Here is a 14,507-nt window from a genome sequence, read left to right as displayed (position 1 = left end):
GGAAATTGCATAGCAATTGACGAAGCAATCTCAGGAGTTTGTTATTATTTCATGAGATTACCACGCAGCCTACGGCTGCTCGCAATGCCGATTGGGTATCCACACAACAAAGCCAACTTGAAAAATATCAAGATATACTATATAATTTATGAGACTTTTACAAGGTAATTTTAAGTGACGATAACAATTACGGATAGAGCTTTTGAACGGGTTTGCGAGTTAGTAAAGCTAGAAAAAGATAAGAATTTAGTACTGCGAATTTCGGTTGATAGCGGCGGTTGCTCAGGACTTATGTATAATTACGAACTAGTCTCAAAAGATAATATAGAGCAAGATGATTATGTCATTACTAAACATAATGCTACAATTATTATTGATCCTATCTCTCAAAAATTTATGCTAGATTGCACTCTTGATTTTATAGAAGAACTAGGCAGTTCATATTTCAACGTTAGTAATCCGCAAGCTAAAGCAAAATGCGGCTGCGGTAATTCTTTCTCGGTGTAAATGCAAGTATTGCGAGTGGACATTGTTATTAGAATACCGATGTCATTCCTGCAACAGCAGCAATGACATCGCAACGTCAAACTTTTAATGTTAATCATTAAGTTGCATAGTTGCTCCACCTACCTCAACTTCGTCATTGTTATCATAAGGAGGACGCTCTACTTCATTACTATTATCGTTATTATCTTTATCTTCTTCGTTATCTGAAGTATTACTATCTCATGTTAATATAAACATGTTGTTCTTGGACTTGTTGAGAGCTATTAAACTTTGTTTTAATGTTTCAGCTTGAGATTGTCTTATTAAATCATCGCATACCAAAACTCCGTAGTCCTAAGTATTTCCTTCTTCTTGTTGTTGAGTTTTTAAATCCATTATTTCTGCATCAGAGCAAACCTCGGTAATAAGTTTTATTAAGTCAGGACGATCATTTAATGATCTGCCCAAAGGATCATTATAAGTAAATATTATCTTATTTGTATCATTATCTCATATTTACCCAATGCCTATGTCCTGTATTAATTGGCATTTGTTTACTTCTTGTTGATTATTAGTCAATTGCTCATTTTTTGTTGTACTTCTGGCCACTCCTTGGCTTGCAGCTCCGGCAGTGAAACAAAATCATTTATTATAGTCTGTGTATCACTTAAAAATTTTGTTCTGTCAGCCTCTTTAGTAACTATACTCAGATCTTCCATCTTACCTTTGTCAAGCATTGAGCGTATAAAAACAGTATTTTCCTCCATCTCCGTACTATAAACTTTATGAACTTTTAACAATAATTTTTGTTCTTCCTGAGGGCTAGCTATACTTGCAGCCTTTAAATATTCAAAAGCAGCTAGTGGTATTAAATTTAATTTAAATAAAAATTCTTCTAAAGATATATAAAGATCTTTTTTTAAAGATATTTTCATAAATCATACCTAAATAATAATGAGCATTGGCTTTTATTTCATTTATAGATATAATAATATGCTCAGCTTGCGATCCCGTAAGTTTATCAAGCCATTCTAATGCTTCTTTATAATATTTTTTTTGTTCTTTATTAGATTCTACATTATCGGTTACTTGATAAGGTTTTAATTTTATATTATTATTTACTCCGTCAAAAAATCATTTATATTTTTCTGTTTAGGACTACCAAGCAGTGTACTGCCAACTGCTTTTATTTGATTCCATATAATAATTATACCTATAAATTATTTGCATTTATACAAATAAAAACATTTTTGATCTATAAGCTGAATAAATTAATATTAATACTATTTAAAAAAATTCTAAATAAGTAAATTTACAACAAAGATTTAAAGGCGAATTTGTGAAATTCTAACGATAAGAAAGTTCTATTTTTTTATATTGTAAAAAATTATTACTTCTATTTTAAAATTGAATTAATAGGGGATATTTATATATATTTTGAAAGGTAAAACTTGAAGTTATTTTTCTTTTGTAATTTTATCATATTTTTTTAGTTTGATAAGAATAGACTCTAGATTATCCAACTTCATCATACATGGACCATCGCTTGGAGCGTTATCGGGGTCTTGATGTACTTCCATATACATACCGGCGATACCTACAGAAGTTGCTGCCTTTGCAAGTAACTCTACATATTTTCTTTCTCCACCGGTACTGCCTCCTAGCCCGCCCGGTTGCTGAACGGAATGTGTGGCATCAAAAACTACAGGTACATTTAACTCTGCCATTATTGCAAGACTACGCATATCAGATACCAAGTTATTATAACCAAAACATGCTCCTCGCTCTGTAAATAATATATCCTTTACTCCAAAAGCTTCTAGTTTTGTTTGTACATTTTTCATATCCCACGGAGCTAGAAACTGTCCTTTTTTTACTTTTACTATTTTACCTGTTTTTGCTGCAGCTTGAAGCAAGTCGGTTTGTCTACATAAAAATGCCGGAATTTGTAAAATATCTGCTACTTCGGCTGTTTCAGTACATTGACTCTCTGAATGAACATCAGTAACAATAGGGCAATCGAATTCAGATTTTACTTTTGATAAAATTTCTAAACCTTTCTCAATACCAACTCCTCTAATCCCATGTACGGAAGTTCTATTAGCTTTATCAAAAGAAGATTTATAAATAAATGGAATCTCAAGCTTGCTAGTTAATTTAACAAGTTTTTCTGCCATAAACAACGCATGATCTTTTCCTTCAATCTGACAAGGCCCTGTAATTAGAACAAACGGTAAATCATTTCCTATTTTGATATTGTTAAGTTTTACTACTTTTTGCATAATTCTTAGATTTAATCAATTGAACGAGGCACGGATTAGTGTTTCTCTGTTATATCAGGTACTGATTCATTTTCTATTAAGTCATTATTAATTATTAGTGTATAATATTTTTCTTTTATTGTCGTTAAATCATAACTACCATGATAATAACCTTCTAGATTAATAATTTTTTTTAAATAAAAATTTACCTGCTCTGTTTCTAACGGTTCATCTATATTTTTTACAATAGATGACTTAATATTAATTAAATACGCTTTTATTTTTTTTAATTCTTTAATAATTATAAAAATATCATGCGGTTTTGTTACCAATATTCCTACAAACAAAATTAATAATATTTGTGTTAAAGACATATTTATATTAATTTCTTATGTTTATATTTTGGATTTAAAATACTTTCCCTGTTAGTACTTAGCATATATTCATGATAATCTTGATAATTTCCTTCAAACCATGTAGCATTATTTTCTTTATCATATGATATAATATGAGTGGTTATTCTATCTAAAAACCATCTATCATGACTAATCACTAATACACAACCTGCAAAATCTAAAATAGCATCTTCAAGTGCTCTTAACGTATCAATATCTAAATCATTAGACGGCTCATCTAATAATATAACATTTGCTCCTTCTTTTAGTAATTTTGCCAAATGTACTCTGTTACGTTCTCCACCTGAAAGTTGTCCAACTTTTTTTTGTTGATCACCGCCTCTAAAATTAAAAGCTGCACAATAAGCTCTACTTTTAATTATTCTATTACCAAGTTGTAATTCATCTAGACCTTCTGAAATTTCTTCCCATATAGTCTTATTATCATCTAAATGATCCCGTGATTGATCGACATAACCTAATTTGACCGTTTGACCAATTTTAATAGAACCACTATCTGGCATTATTTTACCTGTAATAATATTAAACAAAGTAGACTTACCTGCTCCATTCGGTCCAATAATTCCTACAATAGCTCCACGTGGAACTTTAAAACTAAAATCTGATAATAATATTTTATTATTAAATTTTTTAGCTATATGTTCTGCTTCAATAACAAAATCACCTAAACGAGGTCCGTTAGGTATAATTATTTGAGTAGGATCAGTTTTTTGTTCTTGTTGTTTATTTAATAACTCTTGATATGCTGTAATACGTGCTTTATTTTTTGATTGTCTAGCTTTTGGAGTTTGACGAATCCATTCAAGTTCACGATTCAATTGTTTTTTTCTATCATCGTCTTCTTTACTTTCTAAAGCTAATTTTTTTTGCTTCTGCTCAAGCCAAGAACTATAATTTGATTCCCACGGTATACAATTTCCACGATCTATTTCTAATATCCATTCTGTAACATTATCTAAAAAATAACGATCATGGGTAATTACTATTACAGTACCTTCATAATGCTTTAAATAATCCTCAAGCCAAGAAACTGATTCTGCATCCAAATGATTTGTAGGTTCATCAAGTAACAACATATCAGGTTTCTCTAAAAGCAATTTACATAAAGCCACTCTTCTTTTTTCTCCACCGGAAATTTTTGTAATATCTGCTTCTTTTGGTGGGCAACGTAAAGCAAGCATTGCAATCTCTATTTCACGTTCTAGATTCCATCCATCACAATTGTCTATTTTTTCTTGCAATTCTGCTTGTTTATCAAAAAGCTTTTGCATTTCTTCATCAGTGATTTCAGCAGCAAATTTGTTACTTATATAATTAAATTCATCAATAAGTTTTTTCTTTTCATAAAGACCTTCTATGATATTATCAAAAACATTTTTACTAGCATCAAGATACGGTTCTTGAGGTAAATATCCTACTTTTATACCAATTTTAGCTGTTGCTTTACCTTCAAACTCTTTATCAATACCTGCCATTATTTTTAATAAAGTCGATTTGCCTGCTCCATTTGGACCTATTATACCGATTTTAGCTTTTGGTAAAAATGATAAATTTGTTTCTTTTAAAATTCGTTTACCATTTATAATTTTGCTTAAACCAACCATTTCATAAACATATTGATATGACATAAATTACTTATTTCCTTATATTATTATTTTACACCGATATATATTATTTACTACTGTATTGTATGAATTTATTGCTCTATGATCATATAATTCAAAATTAGACATTGTAATTTCTATCATTGTGTTTCTCGTTTAGATATTTATTTTAAGAAATAAAATGCTGTATATATACTTTAATTTTAGCAGCTTGAGGATTGTGTATACTTTTATACTTATAATTTTTCGTTCAAGCTTATTGATAATTTTTCCATATGCATTTTAATTTAATTTTAACAATATCAAGTCTAATTCTTCCAAATCTTTATAATGAAATATTAATTTTCCACCTAATGGATAATTTTCTATTGTTATTTTTATACCAAATTTTTCTGATAAAGCTTTTACTAATAATTCTAGATCATTATCCATAGCGTTGTCCTTTAAAAAACGCTTTCCTATTTTGTTATTATTGTTCGGGGATTTTGTATACTCATTTTTATACCATTGTCTTACTAGTTCTTCTGTTTGACGTACATTTAAATCATTATTTATAATATAATCGGCTATTACTTCTGCATGTTCATGATTTATTAAACACCGAGCTTGACCCATACTTAGTATATTTTCATTTACTTTATCTTGAATAGACTGCGGCAAATTATTAAGCCTTAATAAATTAGCTATATGACTACGACTTTTACCAAGCCTTTCAGCTAATTTTTCTGCCGTATAATTAAAATTTTCTATTAAATATTTAAAGCCACGAGCTTCTTCCATCACTGTTAAATCAGTTCTTTGTATGTTCTCAATTAATGCTATTTCCATACTCTCTCTAGCATCTAAATTTTTTATAATTACCGGTATCTCTAAAACTTTTGCTAATTTACATGCACGCCAGCGTCGCTCTCCTGCTATAATTTGGAAATTATTATCAACAATAATAGGCTGTAATAAACCATTATTCAATATAGAATCTGCTAATTCTTTTATTTTATCATATTCAAAGTTTTTTCTAGGCTGATTCTCGTTTGGTCTTATTTTATCAATATTTATTATTTGTACTATTTCTGATTCTATAGAAATAACTTCTTCTCCAAGTAATGAAGATAATCCTCTTCCTAGTCCTTTATTTTTCGCCATATCTTTCTAAGATTTCTTTTGTAAGTTCTATATATGCAACTGCTCCCGAACATTTATAATCATATATAATAGCCGGTTTTCCATATGAAGGAGCTTCAGATAGTTTAATATTTCTTGGAATAACGGTTTTAAATACTAATTCTCCTAAGCATTTTCTAACATCATCTTCTACTTGTTCCGTTAAACGATTACGCTTATCATACATTGTAAATAATATACCTGCAATCTTTATCTTAGGATTTAATTTTTTCTCTACAATTTCAATTGTTTTTAACAAATGACTTAATCCTTCTAAAGAATAAAAATCACATTGCATTGGAATCAGTACTTCATCGCTTGCAACTAAAGCGTTTACCGTTAATAAATTTAATGAAGGAGGGCAATCAATAATTATATAATCATATAATATTTTTATTTCTGCCAATAGCTTCATTAAAATATATTCTCGGTCCTTTAATTTTGTTAAGTCTAATTCAGCCGCAGATAGATTAGTGTTTGAAGTAATTATTTCTAAATTTGGTATATCTGTAGAAATTATTGCATCTTGCAATTCTATTAAATTTGTTAATACGTGGTATATAGTATTTTTGCGTTGTTGCTGACTAATTCCAAAACCGGTACTACTATTCCCTTGAGGATCAAGATCTATAACTAAAATTTTTTTATTTACAGCAGCAAAAGCTGTAGCTAAATTCACAGTAGTTGTAGTTTTAGCTACCCCTCCTTTTTGATTAACAATAGCAATTACTTTCATATCATTTTTGTTAAATTACTAACTTCTAGAATTTTCCCTTCTTCACAAGTAATACTTTGATGTATTAAATAACCAAATAACCATCTCTCTTTAGCTTCTACTATTTCAGTTAAATAATTTTTTCCTTTTAATAACAAAAATTTTTCTCGTACTGAAATATTTTTTATGCAATTAAATATTGTATTTAAGTTAGAGAAAGCTCTACAAGTTAATATACTACAATCTATTTCTACTTTTTCTATTCTTTGATTGATTATTTGTATGTTATTATTTGATATCTTTGATGCTTTTTCTAAAAATATACATTTACGTAAATCAGCTTCTATTAAACTTACTTGCGCTACCCCCGCTATAGATAATACTATACCAGGCAAACCGGAACCGCTTCCTATATCAACCAAATGTATTTCTTTATTATCAATATATTGTATTAATTGTAATGAGTCTAATATATGACGTTGCCAAAAATTATGTATAGTATTATCCGATACAAGATTGATTGATTTATTCCATTTTTTAACTAACTTTTGAAAAATTTCTAACTTTTCAATTATTTCACGTGGAACTTCCATCACTATATTTAGTTTTTAAATAAATTATAATAGCCGTAATTGCTGCAGGTGTAATCCCTGGAATTCGACGTGCTACACCAATAGTAGTAGGTTTATGGGAAGAAAGTTTTTCCTGTATCTCTAATGATATACTCGGTATTTTAAAATAGTCAATATTTTTAGGTATGAACTGCGCCTCTTCACTTTTAAATAAATTAATATCTGCGTGTTGTCTAGTTAAATATGAAGCATATTTTGCTTCAATATAGAGTAATTGCAAAATGTTATTATTTTGTGTTTCTTTAAGCATAGGAAAAATTTTAATAGCTTGTTCAACATTAAAATTAGGTATTTTAAATAAGTCTAATACTGTTTTATATGTACCATCCTGTGCAACCTGTATACCCATTTTAGCAAGTTTACTAGTAGTTAAAGACAAGGTATTTAATAATGATTTTATTTTTTCTATGTCTTCACATTTTTTTGTGAATATTTTTTTACGTTTTTCTGATACGACTCCAATGTTCATCCCTAATTCCGTTAAACGTAAATCAGAGTTATCTGCTCTTAAAGATAATCTATATTCTGAGCGAGAAGTAAACATACGATAAGGTTCTATAGTACCAAATGTTGTTAAATCGTCAATCATTACTCCAATATAACTGTTTGCTCTTGTTAACATAAACGGTGCTTGATCTTTTACTGCTAAAGCAGCATTTATACCGGCTATTATACCTTGCCCTGCGGCTTCCTCATATCCTGTAGTACCGTTAATTTGCCCGGCCAAATACAATCCAGCTATTTTTTTTGTCTCTAACGTAACACTTATTTCACGTGGATCAACATAATCATATTCTATAGCATAACCTGGACGTAAAACCTTTACATTTTCTAATCCTGGTATTGTTTTGATCAATTTATGTTGCACATCTTCAGGCAAAGAAGTAGAAATACCGTTTGGATAAATCGTATAATCATCTAACCCTTCAGGTTCTAAAAATATACGATGTTCTGATTTTGTACTAAATCTGACTATTTTATCTTCAATAGAAGGACAATATCGTGGTCCTATTCCTTCTATTTGCCCTGAATACATTGCGGATTTATCAAGATTCTCACGTATAATATCATGAGTTTCTGAGGTTGTTTTTGTGATAAAACAATTTATCTGAGAAACATTAACAATATTTGTTAATTCAGAAAAAGGACGAGGAATTTTATCACCGGGTTGTAAAATTGTTTTACTATAATCAATAGTACGTCCATCAATGCGAGGCGGTGTACCTGTTTTTAAACGAGCCAGTTTAAAACCTATTTGTTTTAATGTATTTGATAATCCATACGAAGGCTCTTCATCTACTCTACCTGCAGGAATTTTTTTTTGTCCAATATGAATAAGACCTGATAGGAAAGTACCTGTAGTTAATATAATTTTTTGACAAAGAATTTTGCTACCGTTATTTAAAATAACCGCTTCAATTTTAGAAGATTTAATTTCTATATCTTCCACTTTTCCATATAATATATCTAGATTAGGATAATTTGTTAATATTTGATACATTGCTTTTTTATAAAGCTTTCGATCAGCTTGAGCTCTAGGTCCCCAAACTGCTGGTCCTCTAGTCTCATTCAGCATTTTATAATGTATACCGGCTTGGTCTATAACATAACCCATTAACCCATCAAGTGCATCGATTTCTTTAACTAATGTGCCTTTTGCAATGCCACCGATTGCTGGATTGCAAGACATTTCGCCTAAATTTTCCGGTTTTAACGTAATTAAGAGAGTAGGAACTCCAAGACGTGCAGAAGCAGCGGCTGCTTCTACGCCTGCATGTCCACCGCCTATAACTATTACGTCATATTTTAGCATTAATTATTCTATAATTTCAGATTTATTAAAGAAAAATTCGATTTCTCTTTTCGCACTATTTTCACTATCTGAACCATGAATACTATTAGCCTCAATTGATTCGCCTAAATCTTTTCTAATAGTGCCTGCTTCAGCTTCAGCAGGATTAGTTGCACCCATAATGGTACGGTTTAAAGTTATAGCATCCTCCCCCTTAAGCACTTGAAGTACTACCGCTCCTGAAGTAATATATTCAACTAAGCTATTAAAAAACGGTCTTGCTCTATGCTCATCATAAAAACATGCAGCTTCATATTTAGTTAAAAATTTCATTTTCTGAGCCACTATTTTTAAACCGGCATTTTCTAAGTAAGTATTAACTTGCCCTATTTTATTCCTTTTGATAGCATCAGGCTTAATCATTGAAAAAGTATATTGTATTGTCATTTTGTAACCTATTTATTATAATTATTAAATATATTTTTTAGCTGAACGATTCCATATTAAAGCAAATAATCCTCCTCCTAAAAGAGCAGAAATACTGAAAAATATAAATACCCCATTCCAACCATAATTATCGCTAATCCATCCTACGCCGACTCCCGCAATAGCCGCTCCTAAATAACCAAATAACCCTGATAATCCATTAGCCGTACCGACAGCCTGACGGGTACTAAAATCAGCAGCTGCTATACCTACAAGGAGCTGAGGTCCTGAAACAAAAAAGCCTATTAAAGAAAGAATTACTATACTTAATAATTCACTGTGAATAGGAAGTTTCCAAAACAAGACTAACAATAAGCTAAGCAATACCATACATATGGATGCAACAGGACCTCGACGACCTTGAAATAGTTTATCAGATAAAACACCTGCTATTAATGCCCCTGGGATACCTATCATTTCATATAAACCGATTTGTAAGCCTGCATTTGCAAGACTTATATTACGTAAATCTTTTAAAAATGTTGGAGCCCAATAAATTACTCCGGAACGTATCATATAAACAAACATGTTTGCTAAACAAACATACCATATTAGCTTATTACAAAAGACCATTTTAAGTAATTGTGGAGTTAATAGCTTCTCATAATCTCCTATAGCTTCAAGCGGATATTCTTTATATTCCTCTACGGTAGATAAACCTACTTCTTTTGGAGAATTACGAAGCCTATTATATAAAAAAAGCGATACTACACAAGCAACTACACCTGGAACAAAAAAGGCAGCTCTCCAATCAAATTTATCGATTAAATAACCGCAGCTTATCATAGCAAGGGCACCACCTATTTGATTAGAAGTTGCACCCATAGCCCATTTAGTTCCAAGTTCTTTTGAAGCGAACCAGTGAGTAAGCATCTTTGTTGCAGGAGGCCAGCCCATAGATTGAAACCAGTTACTGGCTATCCATAAAATTCCTATAAGCCATAAAGAATCTGAAAAACCTATTAGCATAGTAATGATCCCGACAAATAAAAGACCCAAAACCATAAATATCCGAGCATTAACTTTATCGCTAATAAACCCGTTACACGCTTTACTAACTCCATACATAATAGATGAAGCAGTTAATATCCAGCCAATTTGCGTTTTAGTAACCCCAAAATATTCTCTTATAGCAGGAGTTGCTATATTAAAATTCTGACGACAAAAATAAAAAGTTGCGTAACCTATAATAATAGAATACAAAATCCTTACTCGCCAACTATTATATTTTTTTACATATGGCGATCTTGGAGTTTTAATTTTGGATCTTGTATTTGTCATATTATAAACTCTCCAACTATAAAAAAAGCAAGTTTAAGAGTCTAGCAGTAAATAAATTTTCATTAATAATTAAAGAGCTTTTTTGCTACAAAAATATTATAATTTGTAGCAAAAAAGCTCTTTAATTATTAATGAAAATTTATTTACTGCTAGACTCTTAAACTTAAATTTTAACAAATTCTATTTTCGGTTTTATTTACCAAAACTTTATACTCTTTATTTAAACCTTTAACGGCATATATCCATAATATTACTATTACAAAGAATATAGAAGCAAAATAAGGAGTTGCCTCTACAAAACCAAATGCAGGAAATAAAATAAAGAATGTAGATTGAATAATAGCACCGCCTGATTTACCAAATCTTCCTCCGATAACTTCAACAGCAGCTTGCCCTTTTACTCGTAAATCCTTATCAAGCGGAATATACGCCATGTTTTTAGTGGCATCAAATAAAGAATATTTTACACCTTTACTTAAAACATTTTGAATCATACCGATAATAACAGCAAGTGCTAAAGGACCTGAAGCAAGAATACCTGTTAAATGCATAGCAATAACACTATCAAAAAAGATAAATGCAAAAAACGCTGCACCGGTAATTAACATCATTAATGGAGTTATCATAGCTGCAGTTAGCCATGATACTTTTCTTAAAATATTACTACCTATAAGCATGAAAGCAATTGCAACCCAACCCTGATAAAATTGGAACTTCCCCATATATATAGTGTAAGCCTCTTTCGTCGGATATAATTCTTTTACTTTGGATTTCCAAACACCTTCAACTAAATTTACTGAAACACCGTAAGCAATAAGTAACAATGCAATATAACCTACATACTTAGAAGTAAAGATCATTTTAAAACTGTCTATTAATGACATTTTAGCTTTAGCTTTCTTTTCTTTTACTAATGCCGGATCATAAAGTCTAGGATCGGTTAGAACGTTTTTATTCATCCATCTATATGTTAATATTACCAAAAAGCTACTTGTTATCATTATAACAAATAAAGGCACAAATTTTAGATGTTCTGCAACTATTTGAGTTTTTTCATGCAAGCAATATCCAATAATTACGGATGTTACAGGCAATGCTAAATTAGCAAGTAAACCAAACATTGAGTAAAAACGTTTAGCTTCATCGGTTTTAGTAATTTGGTTAGCAAATTGCCAAAATAATAAACTAAGCATCATTGTTCCCCAAAGCTCTGCCATAGTATAAAAAGATGCAAAACTCCATTTCCCAACTATTCTTATAAACCATTTGAAATTAGGATAAGCTACACTCCAAGATTCTATGGTTTCAGGATCAGGATGAACTAAATCAGGGTAAGGGTAAAGAACAAACGCAAATAATGCAAAATACCCTAAGAAAAATGAAGTAATAACATAAAACACGTTTTCTTGCTTTAAAATATCGCAGAGCTTAACATAAATTACCATAGCGATTACGGCAGAAGGTAGTACTATATATGTTTTTAAGAAACTTATTGCTTCTGCTCCTATATCCGTTACTACAAACCCGTCTTTAATTGAACGAAGCGTTGAGTAGTTTAATAAAATACAGAACATCATAAACGCCATAGGAAGAAACTTCTTATTTTCATATCTTTCTATAGGCCAAATTACCTTGCTTAGTTCCGAGAGATAATTGTCATTTTTGGGAGTATTCATAAATTAAATTTTTCTATTTATTTTGAAGATAAATATTATACTAGAATATGTTAGAAAAGTCAAACTTATTGATTTTTCTCAAAAGAAATTAAATAAAATTATTAACTATAGGATGCGTAAAAGAAATATGACAATTTATTTACTTGATTTTAGTTTCTATCTATAATTTTCTATTTATAAATTATTATAATAAAATATATGTCCAAATTAAAAACAGCTCTATTATTAACTGCTATAATTTTTATAACAGGTTGTAAAAGTAATATGAAAAATGAAAACAATATTTCATTACCGCAATATGTAACTTTGAACATTCAAACCTTAAATAGTTTAGAGGATAAAACTATTAGAATAAAGGCAAAAACTTTAAACTTTCCGTTATCTTCAGAAGATTTACGTGATATATCTATTTTAGAAAAGAAATATGATCAAGAAGAAAATTGTGCAGGACTTGCTGCACCGCAAATAGGCATATCAAAATGTATAATAATATTTGCAGTACATGAAGATGCAGAGTTAAAAAAATGGCATCCTGACCTTAAGGATACAATGCCTAAAACTATTTGGATTAACCCCTCATATAAACCGATAGGTATTGATAAACATGAAGATTACGAGGGATGCTTTTCTGTTGAAAATGCTACAGGACCGGTAGCAAGATTCAAGAAAATTCATTATCACGCATATGATATAAATGGCAATCAAATTCAAGGTATCGCAGAAGGATTTTTAGCAAGAGTTATCCAGCATGAAATTGATCATCTAAATGGAAAAGTATTTTTAGATTATGTAGCTCCCAAAAAAATAATGACTAAAGAAGAATATTTAGAAATGCGTAAAAAAGCAATGGAGCAGGAAAATATAAAATCTTAGAGTTCTCTAAATCTCAAATATCATTCTAGCTAAAATTTGAGTATGTCATTCCCGCGAAAATTTACTTTATATTATTTGGCATAATACTATTGAATCGGATACGGGACGCACGCGATGTTCGCCTAAAGCTTCATCTTCATCACCTGTTACATTATTTATAATTTTTCCGCCCATGAATAATGTAGAAGAACCGCCACCGTATAAATTGATTGCCGATTCATATCCAAGTTAACATATAATCTGCAAGTTCTGTTTTAGTTAATCCTATCACAGTATAATTAACAAGGTGTTTTTCTAAAATTTTCAAAGCTTCAGGGATTATTAATTTATCAACATTTATTTCTTTCTCTTGCCGTAATATTGATCTTACTTGCACAAGCTTAAGGTCTTTTACATGTTGCTTATAAATATGCTCGACTACAACTATAACTATAGTGCCGTCATTACACACTCCTAAGGCAGTACGAGCATGAGCCGGATCATCTTGCTTTGGATTATCTACAACATTTTTACCGTTTTGAACCAATAAGGGAATACCGGTTACTATTGAAGCAGTGTTACTTAAATTTATAAGCTTACCGTCTTTATCGATAAATTCCAAAATTAACTTTACAGAATCATTTATATTTACTACCGGCAAACTTGTTGCTTGTGGAAAGGACAATATAAAGCCTTTCTGTGGGATTTGATTATCACCATGCTTACTTATTGCCGTAACAATAAAATTAGACCTATTCTGATCAATCAAAATTTCTTTGTTAGTATACGACGTTAATGTGGTAGACGCCCAAACATCATTATAGAAAGTAATATCTTTTAGGTTTGAAAAATAATGAACTTGATTTGGAATAACAGATTTATCGCCTATTGCTACTAAAATTTTTGCACTAGCCTTGGTAATTTGAATATTGCCCTGATCTATAATTAACAAACTTTGTAGTTGTTTTCTAAGGCTAAATAGCTTGCTGTCTATCATTAAAGTAAGACTTGGTCTGCCGTCATCACTACCAGCGATTTCAAAGAATCCGACATTAATAGCAGCAGCTGCATTAGTGCGGTATGCCATAACGTTTACTGTTTCTCTGCCTTATCACCTGATTATGAGCTTTAACTAGTTTTAACCC

16 protein-coding genes are annotated in these 14,507 nt (G+C 30.5%); 2 read left to right on the top strand and 14 right to left on the bottom strand.

The genetic code is table 11. The features are described from left to right. The first annotated feature begins 174 nt into the window (after nucleotides 1–174). Complete coding sequence (locus ACSFFC_RS02920; RefSeq protein ID WP_012719360.1) at nucleotides 175–507, top strand: iron-sulfur cluster assembly accessory protein; 333 nt, start codon at nucleotides 175–177, stop codon at nucleotides 505–507. Between the two features lie 333 nt (nucleotides 508–840). On the opposite strand, the gene ACSFFC_RS02915 is transcribed toward ACSFFC_RS02920, so the two are convergent. From ACSFFC_RS02915 to tlc1, 12 genes are all read right to left on the bottom strand, one after another. Beyond that, nucleotides 841–954, bottom strand: a complete 114-nt coding sequence (locus ACSFFC_RS02915; protein WP_014410325.1) for a hypothetical protein — start codon at nucleotides 952–954, stop codon at nucleotides 841–843. A 107-nt stretch (nucleotides 955–1,061) separates the two neighbouring features. Then, nucleotides 1,062–1,421: a hypothetical protein gene (locus tag ACSFFC_RS02910; protein WP_014410324.1), complete on the bottom strand. Its 360-nt coding sequence runs from the start codon at nucleotides 1,419–1,421 to the stop codon at nucleotides 1,062–1,064. Between the two features lie 522 nt (nucleotides 1,422–1,943). Next, nucleotides 1,944–2,768 carry a 3-deoxy-8-phosphooctulonate synthase gene (gene kdsA, locus ACSFFC_RS02905; protein WP_012719358.1) on the bottom strand — a complete coding sequence of 275 codons (825 nt, stop codon included), beginning with the start codon at nucleotides 2,766–2,768 and terminating at the stop codon, nucleotides 1,944–1,946. Between the two features lie 35 nt (nucleotides 2,769–2,803). Continuing rightward, nucleotides 2,804–3,121 carry a DUF2672 domain-containing protein gene (locus ACSFFC_RS02900; RefSeq protein ID WP_004996813.1) on the bottom strand — a complete coding sequence of 106 codons (318 nt, stop codon included), beginning with the start codon at nucleotides 3,119–3,121 and terminating at the stop codon, nucleotides 2,804–2,806. A gap of 2 nt (nucleotides 3,122–3,123) precedes the next feature. Next, a complete protein-coding gene (gene ettA / locus ACSFFC_RS02895; protein WP_014410323.1) occupies nucleotides 3,124–4,791 on the bottom strand; it encodes an energy-dependent translational throttle protein EttA in 1,668 nt (555 codons plus the stop codon). 258 nt (nucleotides 4,792–5,049) lie between these two features. After that, nucleotides 5,050–5,910 (bottom strand): ParB/RepB/Spo0J family partition protein, encoded by an 861-nt coding sequence (locus ACSFFC_RS02890; protein ID WP_014410322.1) that lies wholly within the window; start codon nucleotides 5,908–5,910, stop codon nucleotides 5,050–5,052. Beyond that, a complete protein-coding gene (locus ACSFFC_RS02885; RefSeq protein WP_014410321.1) occupies nucleotides 5,897–6,664 on the bottom strand; it encodes a ParA family protein in 768 nt (255 codons plus the stop codon). The genes ACSFFC_RS02890 and ACSFFC_RS02885 overlap by 14 nt, the downstream gene beginning before the upstream one ends. Beyond that, complete coding sequence (rsmG, locus tag ACSFFC_RS02880; protein ID WP_004996817.1) at nucleotides 6,661–7,236, bottom strand: 16S rRNA (guanine(527)-N(7))-methyltransferase RsmG; 576 nt, start codon at nucleotides 7,234–7,236, stop codon at nucleotides 6,661–6,663. Before rsmG ends, ACSFFC_RS02885 begins: the two co-directional genes overlap by 4 nt. Continuing rightward, nucleotides 7,220–9,088 (bottom strand): tRNA uridine-5-carboxymethylaminomethyl(34) synthesis enzyme MnmG, encoded by a 1,869-nt coding sequence (gene mnmG, locus ACSFFC_RS02875; protein WP_014410320.1) that lies wholly within the window; start codon nucleotides 9,086–9,088, stop codon nucleotides 7,220–7,222. The genes rsmG and mnmG overlap by 17 nt, the downstream gene beginning before the upstream one ends. A gap of 3 nt (nucleotides 9,089–9,091) precedes the next feature. After that, a complete protein-coding gene (gene ndk / locus ACSFFC_RS02870) occupies nucleotides 9,092–9,514 on the bottom strand; it encodes a nucleoside-diphosphate kinase (protein ID WP_014410319.1) in 423 nt (140 codons plus the stop codon). 24 nt (nucleotides 9,515–9,538) lie between these two features. Beyond that, complete coding sequence (locus tag ACSFFC_RS02865) at nucleotides 9,539–10,834, bottom strand: MFS transporter (RefSeq protein ID WP_014410318.1); 1,296 nt, start codon at nucleotides 10,832–10,834, stop codon at nucleotides 9,539–9,541. 170 nt (nucleotides 10,835–11,004) lie between these two features. Then, the gene (gene tlc1 / locus ACSFFC_RS02860; RefSeq protein WP_014410317.1) at nucleotides 11,005–12,510 is read right to left on the bottom strand and encodes an ATP/ADP exchange transporter Tlc1; all 1,506 of its coding nucleotides are present in this window, start codon (nucleotides 12,508–12,510) and stop codon (nucleotides 11,005–11,007) included. Nucleotides 12,511–12,708: 198 nt separating this feature from the next. Between tlc1 and ACSFFC_RS02855 the strand changes: the two genes are divergently transcribed. Continuing rightward, entirely contained in the window at nucleotides 12,709–13,383 is a 675-nt protein-coding gene (locus tag ACSFFC_RS02855) for a peptide deformylase (RefSeq protein ID WP_014410316.1), read from the top strand. 66 nt (nucleotides 13,384–13,449) lie between these two features. On the opposite strand, the gene ACSFFC_RS02850 is transcribed toward ACSFFC_RS02855, so the two are convergent. After that, entirely contained in the window at nucleotides 13,450–13,557 is a 108-nt protein-coding gene (locus ACSFFC_RS02850) for a hypothetical protein (RefSeq protein ID WP_014410315.1), read from the bottom strand. Nucleotides 13,558–13,600: 43 nt separating this feature from the next. Then, complete coding sequence (locus tag ACSFFC_RS02845; protein ID WP_014410314.1) at nucleotides 13,601–14,449, bottom strand: phosphodiester glycosidase family protein; 849 nt, start codon at nucleotides 14,447–14,449, stop codon at nucleotides 13,601–13,603. Nucleotides 14,450–14,507: the final 58 nt, after the last annotated feature.

This window comes from Rickettsia parkeri (assembly GCF_051427245.1).
GTDB classification, from domain to species: Bacteria; Pseudomonadota; Alphaproteobacteria; order Rickettsiales; family Rickettsiaceae; genus Rickettsia; species Rickettsia rickettsii.
The sequence above is the reverse complement of the archived record's forward strand: the minus strand, read 5'-3'. Positions and strand labels throughout refer to the sequence as shown.

Coding starts and splice junctions, on each gene's coding strand:
- ACSFFC_RS02910 (WP_014410324.1), bottom strand. CDS start 1,421: ATGAAAATATCTTTAAAAAAAGATCTTTATATATCTTTAGAAGAATTT.
- kdsA (WP_012719358.1), bottom strand. CDS start 2,768: ATGCAAAAAGTAGTAAAACTTAACAATATCAAAATAGGAAATGATTTA.
- ACSFFC_RS02900 (WP_004996813.1), bottom strand. CDS start 3,121: ATGTCTTTAACACAAATATTATTAATTTTGTTTGTAGGAATATTGGTA.
- ettA (WP_014410323.1), bottom strand. CDS start 4,791: ATGTCATATCAATATGTTTATGAAATGGTTGGTTTAAGCAAAATTATA.
- ACSFFC_RS02890 (WP_014410322.1), bottom strand. CDS start 5,910: ATGGCGAAAAATAAAGGACTAGGAAGAGGATTATCTTCATTACTTGGA.
- ACSFFC_RS02885 (WP_014410321.1), bottom strand. CDS start 6,664: ATGAAAGTAATTGCTATTGTTAATCAAAAAGGAGGGGTAGCTAAAACT.
- rsmG (WP_004996817.1), bottom strand. CDS start 7,236: ATGGAAGTTCCACGTGAAATAATTGAAAAGTTAGAAATTTTTCAAAAG.
- mnmG (WP_014410320.1), bottom strand. CDS start 9,088: ATGCTAAAATATGACGTAATAGTTATAGGCGGTGGACATGCAGGCGTA.
- ndk (WP_014410319.1), bottom strand. CDS start 9,514: ATGACAATACAATATACTTTTTCAATGATTAAGCCTGATGCTATCAAA.
- ACSFFC_RS02865 (WP_014410318.1), bottom strand. CDS start 10,834: ATGACAAATACAAGATCCAAAATTAAAACTCCAAGATCGCCATATGTA.
- tlc1 (WP_014410317.1), bottom strand. CDS start 12,510: ATGAATACTCCCAAAAATGACAATTATCTCTCGGAACTAAGCAAGGTA.
- ACSFFC_RS02855 (WP_014410316.1), top strand. CDS start 12,709: ATGTCCAAATTAAAAACAGCTCTATTATTAACTGCTATAATTTTTATA.
- ACSFFC_RS02850 (WP_014410315.1), bottom strand. CDS start 13,557: ATGGGCGGAAAAATTATAAATAATGTAACAGGTGATGAAGATGAAGCT.
- ACSFFC_RS02845 (WP_014410314.1), bottom strand. CDS start 14,449: ATGGCATACCGCACTAATGCAGCTGCTGCTATTAATGTCGGATTCTTT.